This is a genomic window from Rathayibacter sp. PhB152 (genome assembly GCF_003751395.1).
GTDB classification, from domain to species: Bacteria; Actinomycetota; Actinomycetes; order Actinomycetales; family Microbacteriaceae; genus Rathayibacter; species Rathayibacter festucae.
Map to the genome: position 1 here is coordinate 43,458 of NZ_RJUT01000008.1, position 25,551 is coordinate 69,008.

Genomic DNA, 25,551 nt, shown 5'->3' on the forward strand with positions numbered 1-25,551 from the left:
CCGCGCGACTACCAGATCGTGCCGGCCCCGACGGTGATCGCCGCGAGCATCAGCGCCCCGAGGACGAGTCCGACCACCGCGCGGGTGACGCCCGCGCCCCGGCGCGCGCCGCCCTTGACGAGGCCGACGACTCCGAAGACGACGGCGAGCACGTCGAGCGGGCCGCCGAGCAGGAGACCGATGAACAGCGGGATCGGGGTCAGGAGCACGCCCAGGACCCCGAGCACGAGAGACGCGGTCGCGGCGGCGTTGCCGACGGCGGGTGCCGCGGGCGCGAGCGGGGCGTGGTGTCCGGTCCAGGCCCGGCCGTCCCAGTAGCGCTGCGTGTTCACCTGAGCGGGATCCGGGTACCAGCCGGGCGGCGGACCGGCGGGGGCGGGGCTGCCCCAGAACTCCGCCGGGGACGACGATCCCTGCGGCCCCCGGTCGTCAGCCACGGGTCTCGTGCATCAGCAGCTGGACCCGGAGACCGCCCTTGCCCTTCACGATGCGGGCGGGGATGCGCGGCTGCTTGCCGGCCTCGGTGAGCCGGGCGAGCGCCGCCTCGACGACGTTCTCGAGCCCGCGGGGGACGTAGCCGACGAGGTCGGTCGGCCGGTGGTTCGCGAAGAGCCGGACCGGCATCGGGGCGTCGGTGCGCTCCTCCTCGATCGTGCGGCGCGGGATGACCGCCGTGATCTCCTCCTCGCCGAGGGCGTGCACGCGGGCCAGCTCGTCCTGGTGCGGCAGGGAGTCGGCGATGCCGAGGAGGGTGTCGCCGCGCTTGGACTTGGGCCGCAGCTCGTAGTCGTAGTCGTCGAGCTTGCCCGAGCCGCGGTCGCCGGCGGGCAGGGGGTCGGAGTCGGAGCGGCCGAACGAGAAGAGCTTCATGCCTCCATCATGGAGCGCCGGGGCCGCCCGTGTCGCGGGCCGCGCCCGCCTCCCGCGGCGGGCGTCCTCAGACGGCCGAGCGCAGCATCCGCGCGATCGCCACCAGCACCAGCGCGAGCACGATCGCCACGAAGCCGACCAGCACCGGGACCGCGGGGAGGACGGCGAGCGCCGCGCCGATCAGGAGGACCGGGACCGCGAGACCGACGTAGGAGGCGAGGAACATCCCGGCGAGGACCTCGCCGCGGGTCTCGTCCGAGGCGAGCGAGCCGGCGACCCCGAGCGCCAGGCGGAAGATCAGGCCGACGCCGGCCCCGGCGATCACGCCGCCGCCGATGAAGGCGGGCAGCACCACGGCGACCGCGCCCCAGGCGACGAGCACGAGCCCGACGGTGAGGGCCGCGGCGGAGAGGAGCAGCGCGCGGCGGACGGGCAGCCGCGCGGCGGTCAGCTGGGCGACGGCGCCGGCCGCGAAGACGCCGAACGAGACGACGCCCGCCAGCAGGTGCGAGGTCTCGCCGAAGCGGCCGGCCAGGAAGGTCGGCGCGAGCGAGGTGAAGAGGCCGAAGACGGCGAAGCCGGCGAACGCGCCGACGGCGGCCGAGAGGAAGGTGCCGCGCGAGGCCGCGGGCACGGCGAGCCGCTGCGGCCGGTAGGCGGGCAGCTCCTCGCGGCGCTCGACGGTCTCGGGGACGAGGGCGACCGCGATGCCGAGCACGACGAGCAGCACGAGGAAGACCTCGTAGGGCACGACGAGCGGGCGGTCGACGGTCACCGCGAGGACGCCGCCGATCAGCGGGCCGAGCGCGAGGCCGCCGACGTTGACGAGGGTCGAGACGGCGCGCGAGGCGCCGGGTCCCTCCTCCGGCCGGGCGATCGCGCGGAGCTCGGAGAGGTGGGCGGTCGCGGTCGCGGTGAGCGCGCCGACGCCGATGCCGGTCAGCAGACGGGCGACGATCAGACCCGGCACGTCCGGCCAGAGCAGGAAGACGATGCTCGCGAGCACTTCGACGAGGATCGCGGCGAGCAGGATGCGGCGCCGGCCGAGCCAGTCGCTGACGTGACCGGCGAGGAAGAGGCTGGCCACCACTCCGACGGCGTAGGCCGCGAAGATCACCGTCACGACGAAAGCGGGGAAGCCGTCGCGCTGCTGGTAGATCGCGTAGAGCGGGGTCGGCACGGTGGAGAAGGCCATCACGGAGAGGAAGGCGAGGGCGATCACCCAGAAGCCGAGGTGGTGCCCGAGCTCGGGGCGGCGTGAGGCGGAGGAGGCGGTGCGGGCGGTCGTGCGCTCGGCGGGGGTTCCGGTGGTCGGCATGCGCCCAGACTGCTCCTGCCGATCGTCCACGTCCAACGGAGGATCGTGGACGCATTGATCGACGATCCTGCATGATTCACGGATGGACGATCGTCAGCTCGCCGCCTTCGTCGCCGTCGCGGAGGAGCTCAGCTTCACCCGCGCGGCGGCGCGTCTCTACGTGGTGCAGTCCACGCTGTCGGCGACGATCCGCGCGCTCGAGCAGGACCTGGGGGCGCCGCTGTTCACCCGCTCCACGCGGCGCGTGGCGCTGACGGCCGTCGGCGAGGCGCTGCTGCCCTCGGCCCGCGCGGCGATCGACAGCGTCGACCGGATGCGCTCGCTCGCGGCGGAGGACGCGGCGGGGCTCCGCGGCCGGGTCCGGGTCGGAACCTTCTCGGCGCTCGACATCCTCGACCTGCCGGGTGTCCTCGGCGCGTTCCGGCGCCGGCATCCGCTGGTGGACCTGCTCCTGCGCACCTCGCCGAGCGGATCGACCGGGCTGGCGGAGGACCTGCGCCGTGGCCGTCTCGATGTGGCGCTGCTCGCGTTGCCGGTCGCCGAGCTGGACGATCTCGCCGTGACGACCGTCGTCCGCGACCGCTACGTGCTGCTGGTCGACAGCGCGGACCCGCTGGCGGGGCTGGTGCAGCCCTCCCCCGCGGACCTCGAGGGCGCGGCGTTCATCGACACCCCGTCCGGGTTCGGCAACCGCGTCAGCGTGGACCGGGCCTTCCGCGCGGCGGGAGCGACGCGACGGGTCGCGACCGAGGTCGCCGACCTGCCCGCGATCCCGCTCTTCGTGCAGGCCGGTCTCGGACCCGCGGTGGTCCCCCGATCGGGCATCGCGCCGCTGGAGGGGGTGACCGCGATCGAGCTCGACTGGCCCGGACTGGTCTGGGAGGTCTCGGTCTGCAGTGCGCAGCGTCCCTCCGCGGCCGTGCAGGCCCTCACCGCGCTGCTGGCGGAGCGGACCGGGGCGGTCTGACGATCGGCCGGTCCGGTCCGGCGCGGGCTCAGCCCTCGCGAAGGGGTCCGCGGACGATCGAGTCGCCCGAGTGCTGCGGGTCGCCGTCGTCGGGCTCCTCGGAGATGTCGACGAGCGAGTACTCGGCCAGGTCGAGGTCGGCGGGGACCGTGAAGCGGCCGTCCGTGCCGTCCAGAACGCCGAGCCCCACCAGTCCGGTGGCGTCGGCGGCGATCAGCCAGACCTCGCGGTAGGAGTCGGCCGCGCCGTCCGCGTCGAGGTGCACGACGAGCTGCCGCTCGCCGTCGGCGTCCTCGAGCTCGGCGCTGCCGCTCGCCCCCTGCCAATCGGGGAAGGCCGCGAGGTCGGCGCGCGCGACGACGACCGCGTCGGTGCTCCGCGAGGCCTGCAGCCAGAAGCCGCCGACGACGCCGATCGCCAGGGCCGCGAGGGCGGCGAGCGCCGCGGGGAGCAGTCGAAGAGCGCGCGGTCGGCGATGCGAGGGCGTGTGGCGACCCACCGGGAGCGCGGTGACCGGGGCGATCGGCGCATCCGCGGTCCCCAGCGCGAGCTCGCCGCGGATCCGATCCCAGACCTCCGCCGGCGGCGCCTCGAGGGTCAGCGAGCGGCTCTGCCGGCCGAGACCGGCGGCGTGGCCGAGCTCGACCAGCTGCTGGGCGCACTCGGGGCACGCCTCGAGGTGGGCGGCGGCGTCGGCGGAGGAGTCCTCGCCGAGGGCGAGGAGGGCGAGCTCGTCGGGATCGAGATGCGTCATGGGCTGCTCACCTCCAATCGGGAGCGGAGTCTGTCGAGACTGCGGCGGATGTGGCTCTTGACGGTGCCGAGCGGCAGGCCGGTCCGCTCGGCGATCTCGGTGTGGGTCAGGTCGTCGTAGAAGGCGAGGCTCATCACCCGCCGCGGGACCGGGTCGAGGCGGGCGAGCTCGTCGGCCACCAGGACCCGCTCCTCGAGATCGACCGCCGGCTCGCCCTCGTCCACGGGGGCGACCGCGACCAGCGCGGCGGTGAGCCGGCGCTCGCGCGAGCGGTTCTCGTGGGCGTCCGCGATGCGCTTGCGCGAGATCCCGACCAGCCAGGCGCCGAGCGCCGCGCGGCCGGGGTCGAAGCTGCCGTGCCCCGTCCAGGCGGAGACGAAGACCCGCTGGACCACGTCCTCGGCGTCGCCGCGGTCGCCGAGAGAGCGCAGGGCGAGGGTGAAGACGAGCGGGGACCAGCGCGAGTAGGCCTCGGCGAGCGCCGACTCCTCCCCCGCCGCGAAGCGCAGGCCGAGGCGCTGGACGAGGGCGCGCTCGTCGGCGGCCTCGTCGTCGGGCTCGCGGGTCTGGGCGTCGCTCAGGGGGGTCCTCCAGGACTGGGGGCGGTGCCGAGGCGGAGGGCTCGGCAGCGCTGCGGCGATGCTCATGCTACGGCGCGCTCTCGGCGGGAGCACGAACGCGGCCGGGCGGGGTCATCGTCGGGCGGTCATGTCGCAGGGGTCGCGGTGACGACCACGTTGCTGAGGTAGTGCCGGGTGTCGTAGTCGAAGTCGCCGCCGCAGGTGATCAGGACCAGCCGGGCGGCGCCGTCCTGGACGAAGACGCTCGAGAGGTCGACCGTGGTCTTCTTCGTGGTCTCGACGGTATCCACGGTGTAGACGCGCTGGACGCCGTCCTCGCCCGTCAGGCCGATGCGCTGGCCGGGCTGCGCCTTCTTCAGCTCGGCGAACGGGCCGAGCCCGTAGGTGAGGGAGTCGACGTGGGCGGCGATCACGGTCGTCCCCTCGGCGGCGTCGAGGCCGCGGCCGTAGCGGTACCAGCCGGCCACGTCGGTGTCGGGGACCAGCTCCATCGTGCCGTCATCGGCCACGCCGACCGGCTGGACGGGCATGTCGATCGGCAGGCCGTCGACGACCAGGCGCGTCGGCGCGAGCACCACCGGCGCGGGAGTCGCACCGAGGCGGGCGTCGGCGACCGGGACGTCCGGCACCGCGGCGGCGGACGGACCGGGCGTGCTGGAGGGGATCGCGGCCGGCGTCGACGTCGGGAGCGGCGCACTCGCGTCAGGGGCGGGCACGACCCCGACCGCCTGTGCCGAGCAGCCGCCGAGGCCGAGGCCGACCGCGATCGCGCCGACCACGAGGAGAGCGCGCGGCCGGGTGGGGATCCTGCTCATCACGTCCTCCTCTCGTCGTGGTCGGCGGCCGGCCCGGGTGCGGGGGCACACCGGGCCGGCGGTCTTCGGTGCCGGTCTAGGACCGGCGGTCGTTCTCGTCGGTCAGCGACCGGCGACGGCCTTCCGGCGCCCGATCAGCGCGGCGCCGATCAGCGCGAGCGAGGCGAGCGCGGCAGCGCCCCACCAGCCGGCGGCGGCGTCGGTGCGGTTGTCGGCGGCGAGGCCGGCCTCACCGGCGGGGACACCGGACGGCGACGAGTGCAGACCGCCGATGGTCTGCGTCGCGAGGGCGAGGTTGCCCTTCTCCAGGCTGCCCCAGGCGTAGACGATCGTGTTGACGCCCTCCTGGACCTGGACGTCCGCCGGGCCGATGACCGGAGTGGTGGTCCCGGTCGCGGCGACCACGGTCGAGATCGTGGCCGGAGCGAGGTTCAGGATGCCCTCGTTCGGGTTGGTCACGTTCGTCAGCACGGGCGAGCCGCCCGCGAGGATGTCCACGGCGGGCGCCGCGGCGATGTGGCGGACCGTGAGGCGTCCCTCTCCGGCCGCGGTGGCGGAGATGTCGTTCGGGAACAGCGTCGCGGTCGGGGTGTTGTCGGGCTTGAGGTGCGCGGCGACGGTGTAGCTCTTGCCTGCCTCGAGCGCGAGGTCGACCGGGCCGATGACCGGGGCGCTCGCGTCGGCGGCGTCCGCGGCGGTGATCGCGACGGTGTAGGTGCCGGTGGGCAGGTCGAGCGGGCCGGCCAGCGAGCCGGGCGTGAAGTCGTCGAGCGTCAGTGCTCCGTTGACGTACACGTCGACCGGGGTGTCGGGGACCGCGTGCAGCACGTAGAGGTCGGCCGAGTCGGCGTCGGCCGCGCTCGCGGGAGCGGCGGCGAGACCGGCGACGGCGAGGGTGCCGAGGCAGGCTCCGGCGAGCAGGCGGTGGGTGAGGCGGGAGGTGGTCACGGTGTTCCTCTTTCACGATGGGACCCGCGGACGGGTCGGTGGGTTCTCGAGAAGGGCCTTCACCACTACTTCCGGCCGAGTGGCCTCCGCGGATGCACCGGACCGGAGAATTCTCGAAGGAATTCCCGACCCTCCCAGCTCGGTCGCACGCAGGGCCTGGTCAGGTGCCTGTTCCGGGTCTAGCCTCCGAGCAGAGGGAGTCCCGCATGGTCCGTCGAGACACGGTGGCGTCCGCGCTCGATCGGGTGCGGCGGGGTCGAGTGCGGCCGGGCGGCCGTCCCGGGACCGCTGTCCGCGGCGACTCCCCCGGCCGGCTCCTCGGCGCGGGCGCGGCCTCCGTCGTCGCGATCGCGGTGCTCGCTCTCGCGCTCGGCGCGCTCGCTCCCCTCGCCGCCCTGCCCTCCTCGGCGGGAGCGGCCTCGGGACCGTGCGACGAGCCTCGCGAGCTGCTCGCCTCCTCCTCGGTGCTCGACCGCGAGGGCGAGGCGCTGGCGGGGCACCTGCTCGCCTGCGTCGACGACGACCATCGGAGTCTGACGATCCACAACGGCACCCCCGTGGTGTGGGTGCTGAGCGATCCGTCGGTGCGCGGAGTCGTCGGCCAGGACGACCCTCGCCGGGACGCCGGCGTCACCGGCCTGCTGAGCTCCTACTCCGCGCGGATCGGGCGCGGACTGGTGCTCGCCCCGGGAGCGTCCGCCGCGATCTCGGCAGGACCGGGCCGGCTCGCGCCGCGGCCGGACGAGGAGACGACGCGGCTCTTCCTCGCACTGACCGCGATCGTCGGCGCGCAGGACCAGGTGCGCGCCTCCGAGCCGCCGCGGGCGCCACGGAGCGTCGTGCGGACGGCGGCGCTGACCTGCGCGCTCGCGCTCGTGCGGGACGGTGCCGCCCCCGGGGCCCACTCGATCACCCGGGCAGCCGGCGAGCCCGCCTGCGCCGACGCCTGGCAGCGGGCGCAGGCGAAGGCACTCGACGACCGGTGGAGTCTCCCCGGTCTCGCCGAGGCCCTGGCGCTGCCCGGACGGCCGGAGGAGGACGCGGCGCTCGCGCGGTCGGCGTCCGACTGGTTCGCGGCGTCGGCCGGCTTCTCCTGGGGTGTCGTGGACCGCCCGGAGCGGCTGGACTGAGCGGAGCCCCTCGGTGCTCCGACCCCGGGAACGCGGAAAGGGCCGCCCTCCCGGAGGAGAGCGGCCCGTTCTGAAGAAGATCGCGGTGTCATCGAGACCCCGCGCTCGACCCTGTGAGGGGAGGAGCGGAGGGGACTATCGACGCAGGCCGAGACGCTCGATCAGCGAGCGGTAGCGGCTGATGTCCACGTCCGACAGGTAGCCGAGGAGTCGACGGCGCTGACCCACCAGCAGCAGCAGACCACGACGCGAGTGGTGGTCGTGCTTGTGCTCCTTGAGGTGCTCGGTGAGGTCCTTGATCCGCTTGGTCAGGACGGCCACCTGCACCTCGGGGGATCCGGTGTCACCGGGGTGGGTCGCGTACTCTTCGATGATCACCTTCTTGACGTCTGCTTCGAGTGCCATGAATGGGATCCCCTCTCTCTCGTTGCGCGGTGCCCGGCGCCTGATGCGTGGGCTCTCTTGATCCGCGGCCGTTGGACGGCAACCTGAGGAGCTTACCAGAGCGCAGGGGCCGGTGGTCGAGCGGATCGGGAGCCGGCCGCCGGGGACCGGTGGGTCAGGTGCCGACGGCCCGGTTCCAGAGCTCGACGAGCCACGGCGAGACGAGCAGCTCCCAGAAGAGGACGACGAGCACGTTCAGCACGACGCCGATCCAGCCGGCGACCGCCGGACGGCCCTCGCGGCGCCGCGCACGGATCGAGGAGACGCCCAGCAGCACGCCGGCGAGCAGGAGCGCGTGGATGATCGCCGTGTAGAGGACGCCGACGAGCAGGTCGCTGACGGCCTGGTCGCCCGGGTAGGCGCCGAGGGAGATGATCGCGTACCAGACGAAGAACGCGATCGGGACGACGACGATCGCGAGGAGGATCGAGGCCGTCGCGGTCCCGTAGCGACGACGGAGCGCGGCGAAGCGGCCCCCCGAGGACGCGGCGCTCGGGCTCGCGGTGCGGGTCCGGGTGCGCGGAGCGGGGGCGGCGGCGCGGCGCGCGGGGGCGGTGCCGGCGACGCGCGACGCGGTGGTGCGCGGGCGTCGGGGCGCGCCGTCGGATGACGTGCTCATGCTCCCCACCCTACGGGCTCCGTCCTGACGGCCCCGTGCGGCCGATCGCCGCGCAGCACCACCGCGCAGCACCACCGCGCAGCACCACCGACGTCGCCTCCGCACGGCCCCTGCGGGCAGGCACGAGAATGGAGCGGGTGAGCCAGCCCCCCTCCGCGCCGCGGCGCAGCCACGTCGTCGACCTCTCCCCGCTCCGCGAGTCCCCCGCCTTCGCCCGACTCTGGGCGGGCAACGTGATCTCCGGCATCGGCGGGCAGATGACGATCGTCGCCGTCGGCCTGCACATCTACGAGCTGACCGGATCGACGCTCGCCGTCGCGATGGTCGGCGTGGTGGCGCTGGTGCCGACCGTGATCGCCGGGCTGTACGGCGGGATGCTCGCGGACGCCTTCGACCGGCGGCTGGTGCTCCTGCTCTCCGCGATCGTCGCCTGGGGCTCGACCGCGGCGATCGCGGCGCTCGCCTGGTTCGGGGCGGAGACTCCGCTGACGCTCTACGCGCTGACGGCGGTCAACGCGGTGGCGACGACCATCATCGGCGCGACCCGGATGACCGTGGCGCCGCGGCTGCTCCGGCTCGAGCTGGTGCCGGCCGCGGCGGCCCTCGGCGGGATCGCCGGCGGAGTCGAAGTGACGGTGGGGCCGGCTCTCGCGGGCGTGCTGGTCGCCTCCTCCGGCTTCGCGGTGACCTACACGATCGACGTGGTGCTCTTCCTCGCGGCGTTCCTCGGCATCGCCGGGCTGCCCGCGCTGGTGCCGGAGGGCGAGCGGCAGCGGCCGGGGCTGGAATCGCTGCGCTACGGGCTGCGGTTCCTCCGCGGGGCGCCGAACATCCGGCTGTCCTTCCTCGTCGACATCGTGGCGATGACGTTCGGGCAGCCGCGGGTCGTCTTCCCGGCGGCGGCCGCGCTGCTGCTCGGCGGCGGGGCGGCGACCGTCGGCTTCCTCACCGCGGCGTACGCGGTCGGGGCGCTGCTGAGCAGCGTCTTCTCGGGGCGGCTGACCGGGGTGCGGAGCCAGGGGCTCGCGATCGGCCGGTCGATCCAGGCCTACGGAGCGCTGATCGTCGGCTTCGGCGCGGTGCTGCTGGTGGCGGAGCTGACGGCGCACGATGCCTCGGAGCCGAACCTCGGCCTGATCGCGGCGGCCTCGGTCGCGCTCGCGGGAGCCGGTGCGGCCGACAACGTCAGCTCGATCTTCCGGCAGACGATGCTGCAGACCGCGGTGCCCGACAACATGCGGGGGCGGCTGCAGGGCGTCTTCATCGTGGTGGTGACGGGCGGCCCGCGGGTCGGCGACCTCTACACGGGGCTCCTCGCCTCGCTCGCGCTGCTCTGGCTGCCGCCGCTGGCCGGTGGCCTCGCGATCGTCCTGATCCTGGCGGCGGTGCTGCGGCTCAGCCCGGGGTTCCGGCGCTACGACGCGCTGCACCCGGTGGCCTGAGGCCCGAGGCGGGGCGACCGCGCCGCACCCCGCTGGACGGGCGTGCGACGCAGTCGAGGGGCTACTCGCCCGCGTAGGCGCCGGCGGCGTTGCCGTCGGTGAGGTCGTCCGAGACCTCGCCGCTGTCGTCGTCGCGTCCCTCGACGCGGACGGGGCGGTAGACGTGGAAGCCGTCGATCTCGCCGTCGAGCTCCCAGACGACCTCGACCTCCTCGCCGTCGATGTCGGCGACGCGGGTGAGGGAGCGCTGCGGGGAGCCGTCGATGAGTTCGAGGCGGATGCTCTCCTGCTCCGCGCCGCTGTCGAGCATGGCCGTGTACGTGGTGGTGTCCATTCCTCGACGCTAGCCAGGCCCCGCGCGGGCTCGCCACCCCTTGCGCCCTCCGAGCATCCGCGTAGCGTCGGGGCCATGACCGACACCACCATCACTCCCGCCACCGACGACGACCGCGCTCAGATCACCGAGATCGTGAAGAGCGCGAAGATCGGACTCCTCACCACCGTCAACGAGACCGGGCAGCTCGTCAGCCGGCCGCTCGCCGCGCAGGACGTCGACTTCGACGGCGACCTCTGGTTCTTCACCCAGGACCCGTCGGCGAAGGTCGACGACATCCGCGCCAACCCGAGCGTCAACGTCGCCTTCGAGTCGAAGAAGGGCTACCTGTCGGTGGCCGGCTCGGCGACCGTCGTGCACGACCCCGCCAAGGTGGACGAGCTGTGGTCGCCCTCGGTCTCGGCCTGGTTCCCGGACGGCAAGGACGACCCGAGCGTCGCGCTGCTGCGCGTCTCGGCCGAGACCGTCGAGCTCTGGGTGACCGACTCCCCCGCGCCCGTCGTGCTCTTCAAGGTCGCCAAGGCGGCCGTCACCGGCGGCCAGCCCGACATCGGCGAGAACCGCACCGTCTCCTTCGAGTAGCCGCGGCTTCTTCCCCTCCGCGAGATGCCACTTGTGCACACCTTTCACGGCGTGTCGCGTGCACAAGTGGCATCTCGCGGGAGATCAGCGCTAGTCGACGGCGATGCCGCGGGACTCGAAGAAGATCCGCGGGTCGAGGAGGTTCCCGTTCTGCGTGATCGTCAGGTGGCAGTGGTTGCCGAAGCTGACGCCGGTGTTCCCCGTGTATCCGACGACCTGCCCCTTCGTGACCCGATCGCCGACCGAGACGATCGGCGATCCGGCGATCAAGTGGCCGAGCAGTGAGACGACCCCGTCCGCGTGCCGGATGTCGACCCTGTGTCCGTAGACAGGGTCGGACGTGGTGGCGAGGATCACCGTGCCGTCGCTCATGGCGCGCTGCGGCCAGTTCTGCGGCAGCCCCCAGTCGAGACCGCGGTGGCCGTTGGGGTGGGCGCTGTCCTTGACCTGGAACTCCGTCGTCACTCGCCACGTGCCCTCGAACGGGAGCTGCCACGTCGCGGGCACGGCCGTTCCGGTCACGTTGTTCCAGACGCTCACTCCGTCGTCGCGGGTCATCAACAGTCGGCCGTCCGTCTCGAGAACGACCCTCTTGCCCTGACGGCCGGCGGTCGACGCCTGCCACCGCACATTGGCGCCGTTCTGAATGACGAAGTTGCCGTCGCTCTGCATCGACGCGACGGAGCCGGGGACCGACGTGCGGGTCTGCCACTGCACAGCGTTGGACCGGCTGTAGATCACGAAATTGCCATCGGCCTGCATGATCGCCTTGTAGCCGTTGTTGGACAGGTAATGTCCGGGCTGGAGAGCCTCTCCGGCGATGAGAGCCGCCGAGAAGGTGTTCGAGCGATATCCAGCAGTGCCGTCAGGACGGTAGAGGACGATGTTCCCGTCGTCCTGCAGCGAGAGCTTCGCCGCCGTTCCCGTGGAATACGTCTGCCAGATGGAAGGACCGGATCCCCGATAGATGACGAGATTGCCGTCCGCCTGCGGGACGAATCGGCAGTCCGCGCCGCTCGTGTACGACTGGAAGACGATCTGATTGCCGGGCGTGTAGACGGCCAGATTGCCGTCGCGCTGCATGACGAGTCGGAACTGCCCCGAAGGGGATCGGAGAGTATCGCCGTACGCCATCTCGGTCCCGACCGGAACGGAATCCGTGTAGAAGATCGGCTTCGTCTCCGTTCCGCTGAACCAGAGGGCCGAGTCGGACGTCGACAGCAGCACGAGATTGCCGTCGTTCTGCATGACGAGCTTGCGCGCCGCAGCGCCGGATCCGCCCGCCCGCAGCACCTTGACGATGCTGTTGTCGGTCGCCCGGTAGATGACCAGCCCGCCGTCGGCCTGGACCGCCAGCCTCGCTCCGCTGTTGCCGCCCGTATCGCTCTTCCAGAGCGCTGAATTGTCCTTGGCGTAGATGACGGCATTGCCGTCCGACTGCATCACGAGACGAGTGCGGCCGTTCGGCGAGACGATCTGATCTCCATTGCGGAGATCGGCCGGAGCGGCGACTTCTCCGACGTAGTCGGCAGCGGAGGCGGGGACGGCCGAGACCACCGATGCGCTGACGACGGTCGCTCCGAGAGCGGCGAGTACTGTTCGACGTTTCATGGGTGCTCCTTCTGGAATATGCGACGCTTCCTCACATCGCTCCATGACCGTAACGAGAGCTCGACTCCGTCGGCACACGCCGGGAGGATTCCTCACACAGGAGTGGGTTCGACGGGCGTCAACGCACTCCTTAACCCGCCGGCAGCCCGATGGGGCGGTCCTCGACGCGGAATCATCCTTCGATGGCGCGCGAGACCGCCCCACACCTCCGCGCGCCCGTACCTCCCCGCGCGCATGCCGATCCCCCTCCGCGAGATGCCACTTGTGCACGCTTTTCGCGGCGTGTCGCGTGCACAAGTGGCATCTCGCGGAGGGGGGCAGAGGCTACGGGCCGCCGAAGCGCTCGGTGCGGACGCGGGCGGGGTCGTGGCCCTGGGCCACGAGGGCGGTGGCGACGGCCTCGACGAAGGCGGTGGGGCCGCAGACGTAGACCGTCGGCTCCTCGGAAGCGGGCATCGCCGTCGCGGCGAGCAGCTCGGGGGTCAGCCTGCCCGCGGGACGGGCGGTGCCGGGCGGGGCGACGCGCGTGTAGACGAGCTCGGTCTCGACGCCGCCGTGGTCGGCGGGAAGGTCGCCGAGCGCGCGCAGGTCGTCGCGGTAGTAGGCGAAGACGCTGGAGCGCACGGAGTAGAGCAGGCGCATCGGGGCGGCGTTCCCGACGCGGCCGTGCTCGCGGGCCATCGCCATCAGCGGGACCAGCCCGCTGCCGCCGGCGATCAGCTGCACCGGCTCGGTCTGCTCGGGACGCCAGACGAACCAGCCGCCGATCGGACCGCGCACCTCGAGGCGGTCACCCGCCTCCAGTCCCTCGACCAGGTACGGCGAGACCTCGCCGTCGTCGAGGCGCTCGACGGCCAGCTCGACGCGGTCGCCGTCGGAGGGCGCGCCGATGGAGTAGGAGCGGCTCGCCTGGTAGCCGTCGAGTGCGGTCAGCCGCACGTCGAGGTGCTGCCCGGCCAGGTGCCCGGGCCAGCCCGGGACGCGGAGAGCGATCAGGCGCGAGGTCGGAGTGAGCGGCAGGACCGACTCGGTCACCGCCTCCGTCCAGATCACCAGTAGCGCTCCTCCTTCCAGGGATCGCCGTGCATGTGGTAGCCGTTCTGCTCCCAGAAGCCGGGCTCGTCGCCGGGCATGAGGCGGAGGCTGCGGACCCACTTCGCGCTCTTCCAGAGGTAGAGGTGCGGCACGAGCAGCCGCGCGGGTCCGCCGTGCTCGGCCGCGAGCGGCGCGCCCTCGAACTCGGTCGCGATCCAGGCCTTGCCGTCGCGGATCTCGGAGAGCGGCAGGTTGGTCGTGTAGCCGCCGTAGCTCTGCGCCATCACGAAGCCGGCGTCGCTCTCGATGCCGTCGAGCAGGAGGTCGACCGAGACGCCGCGCCAGTTAGTCGCGAGCTTGGACCAGCGCGTGACGCAGTGGAGGTCGGTGTGGATGTCCTCGCGGGGCAGCGCAGCGAACTCGTCCGCCGTCCAGCGGCGCGCCCCGGCGGGGCCGGCGTCGATCGAGAAGGCCCACTCGTGGATGTTCGGGGTCGGCCCGATCGAGAGGACGGGGAAGCCCTTCTCCAGGTACTGACCAGGGGGGATGTCCGGGTTCTGCTCGCGCTTGCCGAAGAAGCCCCGCGTGATGATGCCCATGTCCGCCTCAAGTCCTCGGGTGCGCCCCGGTCCGTGGATGCCGCTCGTCGCTCGCCAGGCTAGCGCGCGGCGCCCCGCTACCGCATCGGGCCGCGAGCGGCGAGCCCGCGACCGTGTCGGGGGTGGGTGCGAGGATCGGGCCATGAGCAGAACAGTCGTGCCGCCGTATCTCCTCGTCCGCATCGCCCGACTCGACGACCCGGCGTTCGCCCGGGCCGCGCGGGCGGCCAGCCGCTCCCTCGAGCAGGACGTGCCCTTCCGTCGCGTCCGGCCGGGAGAGCCCTCCCCCGGTCGCTCGACCGCCACCGCGTCGCCGGTCCCCCGCGCGGAGCGGGTCGCCGCCCTCCAGCGGACCATCTCGGACGCGCAGTCGACCGAGACCCTGCCCGGCACCGTCGTGCGCACCGAGGGCGCTCCCGCCACCGGCGACGCCGCGGCGGACGAGGCCTACGACGGGCTCGGGGCGATGTCCGAGTTCCTGCAGCAGGCGTTCGGCCGCGACTCGATCGACGACGCCTGGCTGCCGCTGGACGCGACGGTGCACTTCGGCGAGGACTACGACAACGCCTTCTGGGACGGCTCGCGCATGGTCTTCGGCGACGGCGACGGGCAGGTCTTCCGTCGGTTCACGGTCTCGCAGAGCGTGATCGGCCACGAGCTGGCGCACGGGATCACGGAGTACACCGCGAACCTCGTCTACCGGGGGCAGTCGGGGGCGCTCAACGAGTCGATCTCGGACGTGTTCGGCGCGATGCTCGAGCAGTTCGGCGCCGGCCAGGGCGCGGAGGACGCGAGCTGGCTGATCGGCGAGGGCCTCTTCACCGACGAGGTGCAGGGCACGGCGCTGCGCTCGATGATCGCGCCGGGCACCGCCTACGACGACGACGTGCTCGGCAAGGACCCGCAGCCCGGCTCGATGGCCGACTACGTCGACACCGAGGACGACAACGGCGGCGTGCACATCAACTCCGGCATCCCCAACCGCGCCTTCGCGGTGGCGGCGATCGAGCTCGGCGGTCCCTCGTGGGAGCGCGCGGGTCAGATCTGGTACGACGTGCTGACCGGCGGCGTGCTCACCGCCACGGCGGACTTCGAGGGCTTCGCGGCGCTCACCCTGGCCGCGGCGGCCGAGCGCTTCGGCGCCGGCTCCGAGGTCGAGACAGCGGTCCGCACCGGCTGGACGACGGTCGGGGTCGCGCTGCCGGAGTAGCCGGCTACCCCTGCCGGTCGAGTAGCCCCGCAGGGGCGTATCGAGACCCACCATCGTCAGCAGTCCCGTCTGCAGGCTCGCCTCTCGGCGGTGGTGGATCTCGATACGCCCGCTGCGCGGGCTACTCGATCAGCATGGGGGCCCAACGCGCGGGTCACACGGCCAGCATGAGCGCCCGTCGCGCGGACCACACGGGCAGCATGAGCGCCCGCTGCGCGGGCCGCTCGACCAGCATGCTGTGGGGGCGGGCGCGTACGATCGCGGCCATGGATGTGATCGTGTCGCGCAGTGGCGGCTTCGCCGGGCTCCGCCGGGTCTGGCGGATCGATGTCGATCAGCAGCCGGACGAGGGCGCCTGGCACGCTCTGATCGGCTCGCTCGACTGGGACGACCGGCCGCGCGCCGAGACGGCCCCCGCCGGGCGGCCCGACCGGTTCGTCTACGAGATCCGAGTGCAGACGCATACGGTGCGGCTCGGCGAGACGGAGCTCGACGGGGCCTGGCGCGAGCTGGTCGAGCGGGTGAAGAGGGCGCAGCCGCGCTGAGGGGCGGCGGCGGGGAACGACGAAGGCGCAGGCCCCGGTGAACGGGGGCTGCGCCTTCGGTGCTTGCGGGGTGGGTCTCGATACGCCCCTACGGGGCTACTCGACCAGCATGGTCGACCCCTGCGGGGCTACTCGACCAGCGGGCTACTTCGTGCCGAGGAGGTCGATCACGAAGATGAGGGTCTTGCCGGAGAGGGGGTGGCCTCCGCCGGCGGGGCCGTAGGCGAGGGCGGGCGGGCAGATCAGCTTGCGACGGCCGCCGACCTTCATGCCGGGGATGCCCTGCTGCCAGGCGCGGATGAGGTTGTTGAGGGGGAAGTTGATCGACTGGTTGCGGCTCCAGGAGGAGTCGAACTCCTCGCCGGTGTCGTACTCGACGCCGAGGTAGTGCACGTCGACGGTGGAGCCGGGCTGGGCCTCGGCGCCGTCGCCGATGACGAGGTCCTCGACGACGAGGGTATCGGGGGCCGGGCCGTCGGGGGCGTCGAGCTCGGGCTTGGTCAGGTTCTCGCTGCTCATGCTCTCCATCCTAGGAGGGACGCCCTGGACGCTCGATCCCCGCCGGCCGCCACTCCGACCGGCTCACTCGACCAGCGTGAGGCGCTGGGTCGGCCGGGTCATCGCGACGTACAGCGAGGCGGCGCCGCGCTCCTCCGCCGCGATCAGCCGCGGCCGGGCGATCACGACGGAGTCGAACTCGAGCCCCTTCGCGTCGGCCGTCGAGAGCACGGCGACCGGGCGGTCGAGTCCCCGGGAGCCGCGGCCGACCTCGCGGCCGAGGTCCTGCTCCAGCCGCGCGGTGATCGCATCGAGCTCGTCGTCGGGCGCGATCACGGCGAGCGTGCCGTCCCCGATCGCCCGGTCCTCCAGGACGACGGCGAGCACCCGGTCGGCGAGGGCGGCGTCGCCGCGGTCGCGCACGGTGCGGACCGGCCACTCCGTGGAGCGCACCGCCTCGCCCGGGGTGATCTCGAGTCCGTTCTCGCGTGCGGTGCGCTCGGCGTAGGCGACGATCTGCGCGGGCGTGCGGTAGTTGACGGTCAGCTCCTCGAGGCGCCACGGCGCAGCCTCGCCGTCGCGGCCCTGGCGGCCGAAGGTGTCGCGGAGCGCGGCGTCCCAGCTGGACGCGGCCGAGGCTCCGGACGCCTGGGCGACGTCGCCGACGATGGTGAAGGAGCGCATCGGGCAGCGGCGCAGCAGCACCCGCCACTGCATCGGCGAGAGCTCCTGCGCCTCGTCGACCACGACGTGCCCGTAGGTCCAGGAGCGGTCGGCCGCCGCGCGCTCGGCGGTGGTGCCGACGCTGGTGCGCTCGGCGAAGCCCGCCGCGAGGTCCTTGGCGTTGACCATCCCGTCGACGCCCATGTTGCGGATCGCGGCCTCGGCGTTCTCGATGTCCCGGCGGCGCTGCTCCTTCTCGGCCTTCTTCTGCGCGTCGGCGTGGTCGTCGTAGGCGCCGAGGAGCTCGGCCGCCTCGTCGAGCAGCGGCACGTCGGAGACGGTGAAGGCGGCGTCGCGGTCGCGGCGCAGCAGGGCGCGCTGCTCGGGAGTCCAGCGCGGGGTGAGCGAGGCGAACCAGTTCGGCCGGGCGTAGAGGTCCTGCAGCAGCTTCTCCGGGGTGAGCGGGATCCACGCGGTGTTGAGGGCGACGCGGACGTCGTACGCGGTGCGGACGTCCTCGCGGAGGACGGCCTCGTCGGCCTCGTCGACCGTGTTGCCGTGGCTGCGCAGCTGGTCGGCGAGCTGGCGGGTCAGCTGCGTGATCATCGCCTTGACGAAGGTGACGCGGGCCTCGTTGTGCGGCTTGCGGGAGTCGCGTGCGCGGGTGATCGCCCGCTCCACCTCGTGCGGCTCGAGCCGCAGCTTCTCGCCGTTGACGTCGAGGACCAGCGTCTCGGACGGCACGGCCTGGCGCGAGCGGACGGCGCGCTTGAGCAGCTCGGCCATCCGCGCGGAGCCCTTGACCCGGGCGACCGCCGGGCGGTCCTCCTCGATCAGGTCGAGACCCGGGTAGAGCTGGCCGAGGGTGGAGAGCACGACGCCGGTCTCGCCGAGGGAGGGCAGCACCGCCTCGATGTAGCGCAGGAAGGAGCGCGACGGCCCGACGACGAGCACCCCGGAGGAGGCGATGCGGTCGCGGTGCGAGTAGAGGAGGTAGGCGGCGCGGTGCAGCGCCACCGCGGTCTTGCCCGTGCCGGGGCCGCCCTGCACGACGAGCACGCCGCGCAGCTCGGAGCGGATGATGCGGTCCTGCTCGCTCTGGATGGTCGCGACGATGTCGTGCATCCGCCCGGTGCGCTGGGCGCCGAGAGCCGCCATCAGCGCGCCCTCGCCCTGGAGCGCCGTGCCCTCGCGGAGCAGCTCCTCGTCGAAGACCTCGTCCTCGAAGCGGATCACCTCGCGGCCGCGGAGGGTCAGGTGCCGGCGGGCGCGGGTCCCCATCGGGCGGGCGGCGGTGGCCTGGTAGAAGGCGGCCGACTGCGGGGCGCGCCAGTCGAGCAGCAGGGTGTCCTGCTCGTCGTCGCGCAGGCCGATGCGGCCGATGTAGCGGTGCTCGGTCTCGGCGTCGGCGAGGGTCAGCCGGCCGAAGGCGAGCCGGTCATCGGCACCGGAGAGCGAGCGGATGCGGTCCTCGTAGAGGCGCGCGAACGCGTCGCGCTCGGACCGGCTCTGGTGGTTGCCGCCGACGCTCTCGATCCGGACCGAGTCGAGCGCCTCCCTGGACTGCGCGATCAGCTCGTCGAGGCGGGCGTAGAGCCCCGCCACGTACGCGCGCTCGCGCGAGAGCTCGGACTCGAGGATCGTGTCGCTGTCCGTCATCGTGCGCCCTTCCCTGCCGGTTCCGCGGTCTCGGGCGGGAGGCGGTTGCGCTCCGGGGACCGTCGAAAACAGGCGGTCCAGTCTAACGACCGCGCGGGCGCCGACCCGCGCGGCGGGGCTTCTCGCGACTCGCCGTGGGCGAACGGCGACGCCCTCTTGCGGACGGCCGCCGAGAGGCGCATGCTGTCGGTCAAGAAGAGCTCGACGCCCCGTCAGAGCAGCCGGCCCTGCCGCTGCCGCAGGGCGTCGAGGTCTTTAAGGGGCGCTTCTCGCGGAGGGTCTTGCCGCGCCGCTCGGGAAGAGAAGCGGCGTCGCCCGCGTTGCACGCTGCATGCCTTCGACGAGCAGCACTGTCACCGCCCCCTCCCGCGCCTCGATCGACACCACCGAGTCGGCTCGCGCCGGCTGGGAGTCGTGGCTGGCGCGCCGTGCCGAGCGGGTCACCGGTCCGCACGGCGATCTGGCCCTGGTCGAGACCCGCTGGCTCGAGCCGGGTGAGAGCGTCGACGACGAGGCCGCCCTGGCCGGCTACGGGCCGACCGCGACCCTCACCCGGATGCGCCGCACGAGCCTGGACACCGGCGAGGAGGAGTACGGCTACCGCGTCTGGGACGCGGCCTCCGAGGGCATTCGCTCCTTCGACGCGATCGAGACCTTCCCCTTCGATGCCGCCTGGGTGCTCGAGGCCTGGTTCGAGCCGGTCGACGACGCGCGCACCATCCCGTTCGAGCACCTGCGCGACAACGGGGCGACCCGCGATCTGGTCGTGCCCGGCGACATCACCTTCTCGCTCGTCGACGACGGGCGGGCGCACGAGTACACGGTCGCCGCGTTCGACGACGGCGGCACCCTGCTCGTCCCGTTCGGCGACCCGACCAACCGCAGTGACGACCCGGAGCTGAAGAGCTACCCGGTCGGCCGGTTCCTCGTCGTGCAGCGCCTGGGCGAAGCGGCGGACGCCGGCACGCCCGGCCCGGTGCTGCTCGACTTCAACCGCGCCTACATCCCGCCCTGCGGGTTCTCGCCGCACTACAACTGCCCGCTGCCGCCCGCCCAGAATCGCCTCGGCGTCGCGGTGACCGCCGGCGAGCGCCGGGTGCTGCGCGCCGGCTGACGCCGGCCGAGCTCGGGGTCGGCCGTCTCCCGCGGGAGGCGCCGGCCTCGGCTCCGCCGGCCTCGGTTCAGAGACTCTCCCAGGTCGTGCGCGCGGCCGGGCCCGGCACGATCCGGACGCGGTCGATCGCCGACCGACGCCCCTCCCGGTCGACGAAGGCGAGCTCCAGCCGCTCGCCCGAGTCCGCGTCGGAGGCGAGCGAAGCCGCGCCGTGCGGGGCCGGCCGGTTCTCGTCCCCCCACTGCGCGAGCGCGACGAGGACGAGCTTGAGCGAACGGCCCTGCTCGGTGAGCTCGTAGCGCGAGCGCTCCCGCGAGCCCTCCGGCCGGTAGGGCACCTTCTCGAAGACGCCGGCCTCGGTCAGGGTGCGCAGCCGCGCCGAGAGCACGTCGCTCGGCACCCCGAGCCGCTCGCGGAACTCCGAGTAGGTCCTCGCGCCGCGCAGCGCCTCGCGGACGATCAGAAGGCTCCAGCGCTCGCCGAGCAGCTCGAGCGACCGGGCGACCGAGCAGCGCTCGGCCCGGTCGTCGTCGACGTCGACGGGGCTGCGGGCGGTGGGCACTCACCGAGACTAGCCCGGCTCGACCTCGCTTGGACATTCCAAGCCAGGGCACTAGCGTGACCTCCATGCCGACTCCCAGCACCCTCGTCCGCCCTCCCGTGCGCTTCGGGCGGCGAGGCGCCTTCTGGGTCTCGACGCTCGTGCTGGCGCTCTGCCTCTGGTCCAGCGGCGCCCCCTCCGTGCTCTACCCGAGCTACGCCCAGGAGTGGGGCCTCTCCCCCGTCGTCATCACCTCCGTCTTCGGCGCCTACCCCGTCGCGCTGCTGCTCGCGCTGCTCCTGGTCGGCGGACTGTCCGATGTGATCGGGCGGCGGCGGACGATGCTGCTGGGCATCGCGCTGATCGCGGTCTCGGCGGTCGTGTTCTCGCTCGCGGACGGCGTCGCGCTCCTCTACGTCGGCCGGGCGATGCAGGGCGTCGGGACCGCGCTGGCGCTCAGTGCGGCGAGCGCCTCCCTCGTGGACAACAACGTGTCCGCGAACCCGCGCCTGCCCTCCTCGCTCACGACCGTGTCGACCGCCGCGGGGCTCACCCTCTCGCTGCTGCTCTCCGGAGCGCTGGCGCAGTACGCCCCGCTGCCGCTGCAGCTGAGCTACTGGGTCCTGGCGCTGGTCGGGGCGGTCACCCTCGTCCTGCTGGCGCTCGGCCGCGACGACCGCCCGGTCGCGGGCGCCCGCTGGCGGCCGCACCTCCCCTCCGTGCCGGTCGGCCTCCGACGGGCGTACGCCGGCGCGACCCTCGCCGTCTCGGTCGCCTACGCGGTCGGCGCCCTCGTGCTCTCCCTCGGCGCCCAGATGGCCCGGGAGCTGACCGGCACGACCGACCTGCTCGTGATCGGCTCGGTGCTCGCCCTGTCGTCGATCGTGATCGGGCTCACCGCCCTGGCGATCCAGCGCGTGCACGCGCACCTCGCGATCATCGTCGGCGCCGTGGTCGCGATCGCCGGACTCGCGCTGATGGTGTGGACGGCGGCCAGCGGCTCGCTCGTGCTGTTCGTCGCCTTCATGATCGTCGGCGGCGTCAGCTACTCGCTCAGCTTCTCCGGCGGGCTCGCGCTGGTCGGGCAGGCGGCTCCGGCCGAGCACCGCGGCTCGATGATCTCGGCCGTGTACCTCCTGAGCTACCTGGTCCAGGCGATCACGGCCGTCGCGGCCGGGGCCGTGGCGACGGCGCTCGGGCTGGAGACGGCGATCGACCTGGTCGCTCCGGCCGTGGCGGTGCTCGCCCTCGGCTCCGGGGTCGTCGCCGTCGTCGATCTGCGGCGTCGCCTCGCGGAGGGGCGCGGCGTCGAGGCGGCGCCTGTCGCGGAGGTCGCGGCGGTGCAGCCGCGCTGATCGGCGCGCTCGAGTGCGGAGGGCGGCGTCAGCTGAGGGCGGCGTCAGCTCAGGGCGGCGTCAGCTCAGGGCGACGTCAGCGGAGGGCGGCGTCAGCTGAGGGCGATCAAGCGGTCGAGCGCCTCGGGCAGCCGACGCAGCACCGAGACGTGGCCGTCGTCGGGGTGCTCGATCAGCTCGGCGGTCGGGAGCAGCGCCCGGAGACATCGGGCGTGGTGCGCCGGGATCACGCGATCGAGGCCGCCCTGCACGAGGACGACCGGGCAGCGGATCGCCGCGAGGTCGACTCCCCACGGCGCGGCGAAGGCGACGTCGTCGTCGATGAGGCCGCCGTCGCCCCACTGCTCCGAGCGCGCGACGTCCTCACCGAGGGCCGCCCACTCCTCCTCGAGGGCCGCGTAGTCGGCCGCGACGAACGACTCGGGGTCGAACTCGTCGGTCTCGGCGAAGCGGGCGCGCGCCTCGCGGCCGTCGCGCGCCGAGGCGAGGCCGCCGGGAGCGGCCATGCCGTCGAACCAGGCGAGGTCGCCGTCGTCCGGGGCAGGCGAGGCGAGGACGGCGACGCCGTCGACCCGGTCGGTGAGCAGTGCGGCGCAGGCCAGGGCGTGCGGGCCGCCGCCCGAGGCGCCCGCGGTGAGGATCCGGTCGAGTCCCAGCGTGTCGAGCACGGCGCGGACGTCCTCCGCCGCGGAGGCGACGTCGCGGCCCGGCCGCGCGGTCGAGCCGCCGTAGCCGGGGCGGGCGTAGGAGAGGAGGCGGAGTCCGCGGGCGCGGGCGGCCTCGAGCACCGGGGCGAGCAGGGCGCCGGTCTGCGGGGAACCGTGCTGCCAGAGCAGCGGCCGCCCCTCGTCGCCGCTGTCGTGGACGACGAGCGTCCTGCCGTCGCCGGCTGCGATCTCGATGGTGTCCGCCATGTCCTGCTCCTGTCCTCTCGCGGACCCCGCGGCCCGCTGATCCCCCGGTCCGGACCGCTCAGCCGCCGGTCAGCGCCGCACGGCGAGCGACCAGCTCGTCGAGCAGCACCCGCTCATCGAGAGCGGCCGCCCGCCCTGCACGCCCGGCGAGCTGCTGCTGGCGCACGTGCGCGAGCCTCGTCGCGGAGCGGATGAAGCCGCGCATCGCCCGGGGCCGGTCGCCCCCGGCCACCCTGGCCCAGCGCGCCGCCGTGCGCCGACCCTCGGCGGTGCCGATCATCCGCACCTCGGTCGGCGAGAGCCAGCCCGCGGCCGCGTAGTCGCCCAGACGCTCGAGCGTGACCCGCCGCTCCTGCCGGCGCAGCAGCGTGACGACGACGACCGCGACCACGAACAGCGGCACCTGCACGACGCCGTAGAAGCCGAACCAGTCGGCGACGAGGAAGGACGAGCCGTTCCAGAGCGCGTGCAGGAACGCCGCGAGCGCGAGTCCCAGGAGCGCGATCGGCAGGCGCGCGGCCGGCGGGCGGTTCATCGCGAACCCCAGTGCCGCTCCGAAGCAGGAGGTGAAGAGCACGTGCGCGAAGGGCGAGAGCACGCCGCGGAGGAAGAACGTGACGGCGAGCGAGCCGAGACCGCCCTCCACCAGCGCGCTGCCGAAGTACAGGATGTTCTCGACGAAGGCGAAGCCGGAGGCGACGACCGCCGCGTAGACGATGCCGTCGACCGGTCCGTCGAAGCTGCGGCGCCAGATCAGCAGGATCAGCAGGACGCCGAGGCCCTTCGCCGACTCCTCGACGATCGGCGCCTGGATCACGGCGCCGACGAAGTCCGACTCGCTCGGCTGCGCACCGGAGGCGTAGACCGCGATCTGCACACCGAGGTCGACCAGCAGCGAGATGGCCACCGAGCCGGCCGCTCCCCAGAGGAAGGCGAACCAGAGGCCGAGCGGCGCTTCGGGCTCCCAGCGGTCGACCCAGCGGACGCCGGCCAGCACGATCAGCAGCGGCACCAGGGCGACGACCGCGCAGACCCCGGCCGCGGTCGCGCCGAGCCCGGAGACGACGTAGGCGAGGACCAGCAGCAGCAGGACCCCCAGCAGTGCGACGCCGATCGCGCCCAGCACCGTCGGGACGATCGAGGGGCGGGCGGGGGCCGGCGGCGGATAGGCGCTCATGGGCTCCGAGAGTAGGGCACCGGCGGACGCGCGGTCCGGCGGTTGACAGGGAGCGTGCGCGGGGCGGGTCGGGCAAGCCTCCCCCTGCTGATCGAGTAGCCCGCGCAGCGGGCGTATCGAGATCCACCACCGTGAAGACGGGCGCCGCCGCATCCTCCCCTCACCACCGAGTCGCGAAGCGGCTCCGTCGTGCGGGTGGGAGGCGGCGCAGCTCGCGGGGCCGTGTCCGATTTCCGCGATCGCCCGGCCGCGTGGCGTGCCAGTCTCGGAGCATGGTCGAGGATCCGCTGTTCGAGGAGCGCTACCGCACGGTCGCCTCGCGCGACTCCCGCTTCGACGGCCGGTTCATCACCGGGGTGCACTCGACCGGCATCTACTGCCGGCCGAGCTGTCCCGCCACGACGCCCCGGCCCGCGAACGTCCGGTTCTATCCGACCGCGGCGGCCGCGCACGAGGCGGGGCTGCGCGCCTGCAAGCGCTGCCTGCCGGACGCGGTGCCCGGGTCACCGGAGTGGAACCTGCGCGACGACACCGCGGCGCGCGCAATGCGGCTGATCGGCGACGGTGTGGTCGATCGCGAGGGGGTCGAGGGGCTGGCCGGGCGCCTGGGCTACGGCGCCCGGCAGCTCGGACGGATCCTGCGGGTCGAGCTGGGCGCGCCTCCGCTCGCCCTCGCCCGGGCGCAGCGAGCGCAGACCGCGCGGCTGCTGCTCACCGGCACGGAGCTGCCGGTCTCGGAGGTGGCGTTCGCCGCGGGGTTCGCGAGCATCCGGCAGTTCAACGCGACGATCCAGGAGGTGTACGAGCGGAGCCCGAGCGCGCTGCGGGCGTCGGCCCGGGGAGGCCGGTCGGAGGCGGCCGTCCACGCGGGCGCGACGACACTCGAGCTGCGGCTCGCCGTGCGTGCGCCGTTCGATCCGGGCGTGCTCGACGTCCTCGGCGCCGACGCAGTGCCGGGGCTCGAGAAGGCGGGGCAGGGCCGGTACTCGCGCTCGCTCGCGCTGCCCGGCGGCCCGGCGGTCGTGCGGCTCGAGCCGGACGGCGAGGCGATCCGCTGCACCGCGACCCTGGTCTCGGTGGCCGATATCGGCCCCCTGGTCGCGCGGGTGCGCAGGCTGCTCGACCTCGACGCCGACTCCGCCGCGATCGACGAGGCGCTCGGCGCCGATCCGGTGCTGGCGCCGCTGGTCTCCGCGACTCCCGGGATCCGACTGGCGGGCTCCGTCGACCCGGCCGAGACCCTGCTGCGCGCGCTGATCGGGCTCGGTGCGCCGACCGCGGTCGCGCGCACGGCGCTGACCCGGCTGATCGCGGCGCTCGGCGAGCCGCTGCCCGCCGGCCTCGCCGCCGGCGGCGTCACCCACGCGTTCCCTTCCGCCGCGGCGATCGCGGAGAACGGAGCGGACGTGCTGCGCGGCTCCGAGCACCGGAACGAGACGGTCCGGCGGAGCGCGGCCTTCCTGGCTGACGGCACTCTGCGCCTGGACGCGGGCCTCCGCCGCGAGGACCTGGTGGAGCGCCTGCTCGCCGTCGACGGCATCGATCCGGCCACGGCTGCGTCCGTCGCCGCGCGGATCACCGGCGACCCGGACGTCCTCCCGGCCGGCGACCGCGCCGTCCGCGCCGGCGCCGCCGCACTCGGCCTTCCCTCGACTCGCCGAGCCCTCGCCGAGGCCGCTCGCCCCTGGGCCCCCTGGCGCAGCTACGCCGCCCTGCACCTCGCCGCCGCGAGATGCCACTTGTGAGCGCGACACGCCGCAGAAAGCGCGCACAAGTGGCATCTCGCGGAATGCGGACCACGACGGACCAGCGCTGAGTGCGACCCG

Annotated in this window: 27 protein-coding genes; 9 read left to right on the forward strand and 18 right to left on the reverse strand. The window is 73.6% G+C overall.

Going from position 1 to position 25,551, the window contains the following annotated elements; all coding sequences use genetic code 11:
- Window positions 1-8 precede the first annotated feature (8 nt).
- From EDF36_RS17390 to EDF36_RS17400, 3 genes are all read right to left on the reverse strand, one after another.
- Window positions 9-437: a DUF2510 domain-containing protein gene (locus EDF36_RS17390; RefSeq protein ID WP_123733956.1), complete on the reverse strand. Its 429-nt coding sequence runs from the start codon at window positions 435-437 to the stop codon at window positions 9-11.
- A complete protein-coding gene (locus EDF36_RS17395; protein ID WP_123447888.1) occupies window positions 430-870 on the reverse strand; it encodes a hypothetical protein in 441 nt (146 codons plus the stop codon). The genes EDF36_RS17390 and EDF36_RS17395 overlap by 8 nt, the downstream gene beginning before the upstream one ends.
- A 67-nt stretch (window positions 871-937) precedes the next feature.
- The gene (locus EDF36_RS17400) at window positions 938-2,188 is read right to left on the reverse strand and encodes an MFS transporter (RefSeq protein ID WP_123733957.1); all 1,251 of its coding nucleotides are present in this window, start codon (window positions 2,186-2,188) and stop codon (window positions 938-940) included.
- Between the two features lie 82 nt (window positions 2,189-2,270).
- Between EDF36_RS17400 and EDF36_RS17405 the strand changes: the two genes are divergently transcribed.
- Window positions 2,271-3,155 carry a LysR family transcriptional regulator gene (locus tag EDF36_RS17405; protein WP_123733958.1) on the forward strand — a complete coding sequence of 295 codons (885 nt, stop codon included), beginning with the start codon at window positions 2,271-2,273 and terminating at the stop codon, window positions 3,153-3,155.
- A gap of 28 nt (window positions 3,156-3,183) precedes the next feature.
- Here the strand turns inward: EDF36_RS17405 and EDF36_RS17410 are convergent, their stop codons facing one another.
- The 4 genes from EDF36_RS17410 to EDF36_RS17425 form a co-directional block, all read right to left on the reverse strand.
- Complete coding sequence (locus EDF36_RS17410) at window positions 3,184-3,909, reverse strand: anti-sigma factor (protein WP_123733959.1); 726 nt, start codon at window positions 3,907-3,909, stop codon at window positions 3,184-3,186.
- A complete protein-coding gene (locus tag EDF36_RS17415) occupies window positions 3,906-4,556 on the reverse strand; it encodes an RNA polymerase sigma factor (RefSeq protein WP_123733960.1) in 651 nt (216 codons plus the stop codon). Before EDF36_RS17415 ends, EDF36_RS17410 begins: the two co-directional genes overlap by 4 nt.
- A 59-nt stretch (window positions 4,557-4,615) precedes the next feature.
- Window positions 4,616-5,305 (reverse strand): class F sortase, encoded by a 690-nt coding sequence (locus EDF36_RS21895; protein ID WP_123733961.1) that lies wholly within the window; start codon window positions 5,303-5,305, stop codon window positions 4,616-4,618.
- 102 nt (window positions 5,306-5,407) lie between these two features.
- Entirely contained in the window at window positions 5,408-6,253 is an 846-nt protein-coding gene (locus tag EDF36_RS17425) for a DUF4397 domain-containing protein (protein ID WP_123733962.1), read from the reverse strand.
- A gap of 206 nt (window positions 6,254-6,459) precedes the next feature.
- On the opposite strand from EDF36_RS17425, the gene EDF36_RS17430 reads away from it, so the two are divergent.
- Window positions 6,460-7,383: a hypothetical protein gene (locus tag EDF36_RS17430; RefSeq protein WP_148060088.1), complete on the forward strand. Its 924-nt coding sequence runs from the start codon at window positions 6,460-6,462 to the stop codon at window positions 7,381-7,383.
- Window positions 7,384-7,518: 135 nt separating this feature from the next.
- Here EDF36_RS17430 and rpsO read toward each other — a convergent pair whose 3' ends face one another.
- Both rpsO and EDF36_RS21395 read right to left on the reverse strand, forming a co-directional pair.
- Window positions 7,519-7,788, reverse strand: coding sequence for a 30S ribosomal protein S15 (rpsO, locus tag EDF36_RS17435; protein ID WP_123733964.1), 270 nt, complete (start codon window positions 7,786-7,788; stop codon window positions 7,519-7,521).
- A gap of 154 nt (window positions 7,789-7,942) precedes the next feature.
- Window positions 7,943-8,446: a hypothetical protein gene (locus EDF36_RS21395; RefSeq protein ID WP_185020531.1), complete on the reverse strand. Its 504-nt coding sequence runs from the start codon at window positions 8,444-8,446 to the stop codon at window positions 7,943-7,945.
- 128 nt (window positions 8,447-8,574) lie between these two features.
- Here EDF36_RS21395 and EDF36_RS17445 point away from each other — a divergent pair, with 128 nt between their 5' ends.
- The gene (locus EDF36_RS17445) at window positions 8,575-9,888 is read left to right on the forward strand and encodes an MFS transporter (RefSeq protein WP_123733965.1); all 1,314 of its coding nucleotides are present in this window, start codon (window positions 8,575-8,577) and stop codon (window positions 9,886-9,888) included.
- Window positions 9,889-9,949: 61 nt separating this feature from the next.
- On the opposite strand, the gene EDF36_RS17450 is transcribed toward EDF36_RS17445, so the two are convergent.
- The gene (locus EDF36_RS17450; protein WP_123704987.1) at window positions 9,950-10,222 is read right to left on the reverse strand and encodes a hypothetical protein; all 273 of its coding nucleotides are present in this window, start codon (window positions 10,220-10,222) and stop codon (window positions 9,950-9,952) included.
- Window positions 10,223-10,297: 75 nt separating this feature from the next.
- Between EDF36_RS17450 and EDF36_RS17455 the strand changes: the two genes are divergently transcribed.
- Window positions 10,298-10,804 carry a pyridoxamine 5'-phosphate oxidase family protein gene (locus tag EDF36_RS17455; protein ID WP_123704988.1) on the forward strand — a complete coding sequence of 169 codons (507 nt, stop codon included), beginning with the start codon at window positions 10,298-10,300 and terminating at the stop codon, window positions 10,802-10,804.
- Window positions 10,805-10,894: 90 nt separating this feature from the next.
- Here the strand turns inward: EDF36_RS17455 and EDF36_RS17460 are convergent, their stop codons facing one another.
- From EDF36_RS17460 to EDF36_RS17470, 3 genes are all read right to left on the reverse strand, one after another.
- Window positions 10,895-12,415 carry a peptidoglycan DD-metalloendopeptidase family protein gene (locus EDF36_RS17460; protein WP_185020532.1) on the reverse strand — a complete coding sequence of 507 codons (1,521 nt, stop codon included), beginning with the start codon at window positions 12,413-12,415 and terminating at the stop codon, window positions 10,895-10,897.
- Window positions 12,416-12,739: 324 nt separating this feature from the next.
- Complete coding sequence (locus tag EDF36_RS17465) at window positions 12,740-13,468, reverse strand: ferredoxin reductase (RefSeq protein WP_260300771.1); 729 nt, start codon at window positions 13,466-13,468, stop codon at window positions 12,740-12,742.
- Entirely contained in the window at window positions 13,465-14,049 is a 585-nt protein-coding gene (locus EDF36_RS17470; protein WP_123704990.1) for a molybdopterin-dependent oxidoreductase, read from the reverse strand. The genes EDF36_RS17465 and EDF36_RS17470 overlap by 4 nt, the downstream gene beginning before the upstream one ends.
- 142 nt (window positions 14,050-14,191) lie before the next feature.
- On the opposite strand from EDF36_RS17470, the gene EDF36_RS17475 reads away from it, so the two are divergent.
- Complete coding sequence (locus EDF36_RS17475) at window positions 14,192-15,259, forward strand: M4 family metallopeptidase (RefSeq protein ID WP_123733967.1); 1,068 nt, start codon at window positions 14,192-14,194, stop codon at window positions 15,257-15,259.
- A gap of 266 nt (window positions 15,260-15,525) precedes the next feature.
- Entirely contained in the window at window positions 15,526-15,804 is a 279-nt protein-coding gene (locus tag EDF36_RS17480) for a protealysin inhibitor emfourin (protein ID WP_123733968.1), read from the forward strand.
- A gap of 144 nt (window positions 15,805-15,948) precedes the next feature.
- Here the strand turns inward: EDF36_RS17480 and EDF36_RS17485 are convergent, their stop codons facing one another.
- Together EDF36_RS17485 and EDF36_RS17490 are read right to left on the reverse strand one after the other, a co-directional pair.
- On the reverse strand, window positions 15,949-16,323 hold the full coding sequence (locus EDF36_RS17485; RefSeq protein ID WP_123447904.1) for an FKBP-type peptidyl-prolyl cis-trans isomerase: 375 nt from the start codon (window positions 16,321-16,323) through the stop codon (window positions 15,949-15,951).
- A gap of 63 nt (window positions 16,324-16,386) precedes the next feature.
- Window positions 16,387-18,624 carry a UvrD-helicase domain-containing protein gene (locus EDF36_RS17490; protein ID WP_123733969.1) on the reverse strand — a complete coding sequence of 746 codons (2,238 nt, stop codon included), beginning with the start codon at window positions 18,622-18,624 and terminating at the stop codon, window positions 16,387-16,389.
- Window positions 18,625-18,955: 331 nt separating this feature from the next.
- Here EDF36_RS17490 and EDF36_RS17495 point away from each other — a divergent pair, with 331 nt between their 5' ends.
- On the forward strand, window positions 18,956-19,738 hold the full coding sequence (locus EDF36_RS17495) for a DUF1684 domain-containing protein (protein WP_123733970.1): 783 nt from the start codon (window positions 18,956-18,958) through the stop codon (window positions 19,736-19,738).
- A gap of 67 nt (window positions 19,739-19,805) precedes the next feature.
- On the opposite strand, the gene EDF36_RS17500 is transcribed toward EDF36_RS17495, so the two are convergent.
- Complete coding sequence (locus EDF36_RS17500) at window positions 19,806-20,300, reverse strand: helix-turn-helix domain-containing protein (protein WP_123733971.1); 495 nt, start codon at window positions 20,298-20,300, stop codon at window positions 19,806-19,808.
- A 65-nt stretch (window positions 20,301-20,365) separates the two neighbouring features.
- Between EDF36_RS17500 and EDF36_RS17505 the strand changes: the two genes are divergently transcribed.
- Window positions 20,366-21,634 (forward strand): MFS transporter, encoded by a 1,269-nt coding sequence (locus EDF36_RS17505; protein ID WP_123733972.1) that lies wholly within the window; start codon window positions 20,366-20,368, stop codon window positions 21,632-21,634.
- Between the two features lie 92 nt (window positions 21,635-21,726).
- Here EDF36_RS17505 and EDF36_RS17510 read toward each other — a convergent pair whose 3' ends face one another.
- Together EDF36_RS17510 and EDF36_RS17515 are read right to left on the reverse strand one after the other, a co-directional pair.
- The gene (locus EDF36_RS17510) at window positions 21,727-22,548 is read right to left on the reverse strand and encodes an alpha/beta fold hydrolase (protein WP_123733973.1); all 822 of its coding nucleotides are present in this window, start codon (window positions 22,546-22,548) and stop codon (window positions 21,727-21,729) included.
- A gap of 58 nt (window positions 22,549-22,606) precedes the next feature.
- Window positions 22,607-23,725: a PrsW family intramembrane metalloprotease gene (locus tag EDF36_RS17515; RefSeq protein ID WP_123733974.1), complete on the reverse strand. Its 1,119-nt coding sequence runs from the start codon at window positions 23,723-23,725 to the stop codon at window positions 22,607-22,609.
- A 272-nt stretch (window positions 23,726-23,997) separates the two neighbouring features.
- On the opposite strand from EDF36_RS17515, the gene EDF36_RS17520 reads away from it, so the two are divergent.
- Window positions 23,998-25,470 (forward strand): Ada metal-binding domain-containing protein, encoded by a 1,473-nt coding sequence (locus EDF36_RS17520; RefSeq protein WP_123733975.1) that lies wholly within the window; start codon window positions 23,998-24,000, stop codon window positions 25,468-25,470.
- The last annotated feature ends 81 nt before the right edge of the window (window positions 25,471-25,551 follow it).

Bases quoted from the DNA above. Each gene is read 5' to 3' on its own strand.
- EDF36_RS17395 (WP_123447888.1), bottom strand. From the start codon at position 870: ATGAAGCTCTTCTCGTTCGGCCGCTCCGACTCCGACCCCCTGCCCGCC.
- EDF36_RS17400 (WP_123733957.1), bottom strand. From the start codon at position 2,188: ATGCCGACCACCGGAACCCCCGCCGAGCGCACGACCGCCCGCACCGCC.
- EDF36_RS17405 (WP_123733958.1), top strand. From the start codon at position 2,271: ATGGACGATCGTCAGCTCGCCGCCTTCGTCGCCGTCGCGGAGGAGCTC.
- EDF36_RS17410 (WP_123733959.1), bottom strand. From the start codon at position 3,909: ATGACGCATCTCGATCCCGACGAGCTCGCCCTCCTCGCCCTCGGCGAG.
- EDF36_RS17415 (WP_123733960.1), bottom strand. From the start codon at position 4,556: ATGAGCATCGCCGCAGCGCTGCCGAGCCCTCCGCCTCGGCACCGCCCC.
- EDF36_RS21895 (WP_123733961.1), bottom strand. From the start codon at position 5,305: ATGAGCAGGATCCCCACCCGGCCGCGCGCTCTCCTCGTGGTCGGCGCG.
- EDF36_RS17430 (WP_148060088.1), top strand. From the start codon at position 6,460: ATGGTCCGTCGAGACACGGTGGCGTCCGCGCTCGATCGGGTGCGGCGG.
- rpsO (WP_123733964.1), bottom strand. From the start codon at position 7,788: ATGGCACTCGAAGCAGACGTCAAGAAGGTGATCATCGAAGAGTACGCG.
- EDF36_RS21395 (WP_185020531.1), bottom strand. From the start codon at position 8,446: ATGAGCACGTCATCCGACGGCGCGCCCCGACGCCCGCGCACCACCGCG.
- EDF36_RS17445 (WP_123733965.1), top strand. From the start codon at position 8,575: ATGGAGCGGGTGAGCCAGCCCCCCTCCGCGCCGCGGCGCAGCCACGTC.
- EDF36_RS17450 (WP_123704987.1), bottom strand. From the start codon at position 10,222: ATGGACACCACCACGTACACGGCCATGCTCGACAGCGGCGCGGAGCAG.
- EDF36_RS17455 (WP_123704988.1), top strand. From the start codon at position 10,298: ATGACCGACACCACCATCACTCCCGCCACCGACGACGACCGCGCTCAG.
- EDF36_RS17460 (WP_185020532.1), bottom strand. From the start codon at position 12,415: ATGAAACGTCGAACAGTACTCGCCGCTCTCGGAGCGACCGTCGTCAGC.
- EDF36_RS17470 (WP_123704990.1), bottom strand. From the start codon at position 14,049: ATGGGCATCATCACGCGGGGCTTCTTCGGCAAGCGCGAGCAGAACCCG.
- EDF36_RS17475 (WP_123733967.1), top strand. From the start codon at position 14,192: ATGAGCAGAACAGTCGTGCCGCCGTATCTCCTCGTCCGCATCGCCCGA.
- EDF36_RS17480 (WP_123733968.1), top strand. From the start codon at position 15,526: ATGGATGTGATCGTGTCGCGCAGTGGCGGCTTCGCCGGGCTCCGCCGG.
- EDF36_RS17485 (WP_123447904.1), bottom strand. From the start codon at position 16,323: ATGAGCAGCGAGAACCTGACCAAGCCCGAGCTCGACGCCCCCGACGGC.
- EDF36_RS17490 (WP_123733969.1), bottom strand. From the start codon at position 18,624: ATGACGGACAGCGACACGATCCTCGAGTCCGAGCTCTCGCGCGAGCGC.
- EDF36_RS17495 (WP_123733970.1), top strand. From the start codon at position 18,956: ATGCCTTCGACGAGCAGCACTGTCACCGCCCCCTCCCGCGCCTCGATC.
- EDF36_RS17505 (WP_123733972.1), top strand. From the start codon at position 20,366: ATGCCGACTCCCAGCACCCTCGTCCGCCCTCCCGTGCGCTTCGGGCGG.
- EDF36_RS17510 (WP_123733973.1), bottom strand. From the start codon at position 22,548: ATGGCGGACACCATCGAGATCGCAGCCGGCGACGGCAGGACGCTCGTC.
- EDF36_RS17515 (WP_123733974.1), bottom strand. From the start codon at position 23,725: ATGAGCGCCTATCCGCCGCCGGCCCCCGCCCGCCCCTCGATCGTCCCG.
- EDF36_RS17520 (WP_123733975.1), top strand. From the start codon at position 23,998: ATGGTCGAGGATCCGCTGTTCGAGGAGCGCTACCGCACGGTCGCCTCG.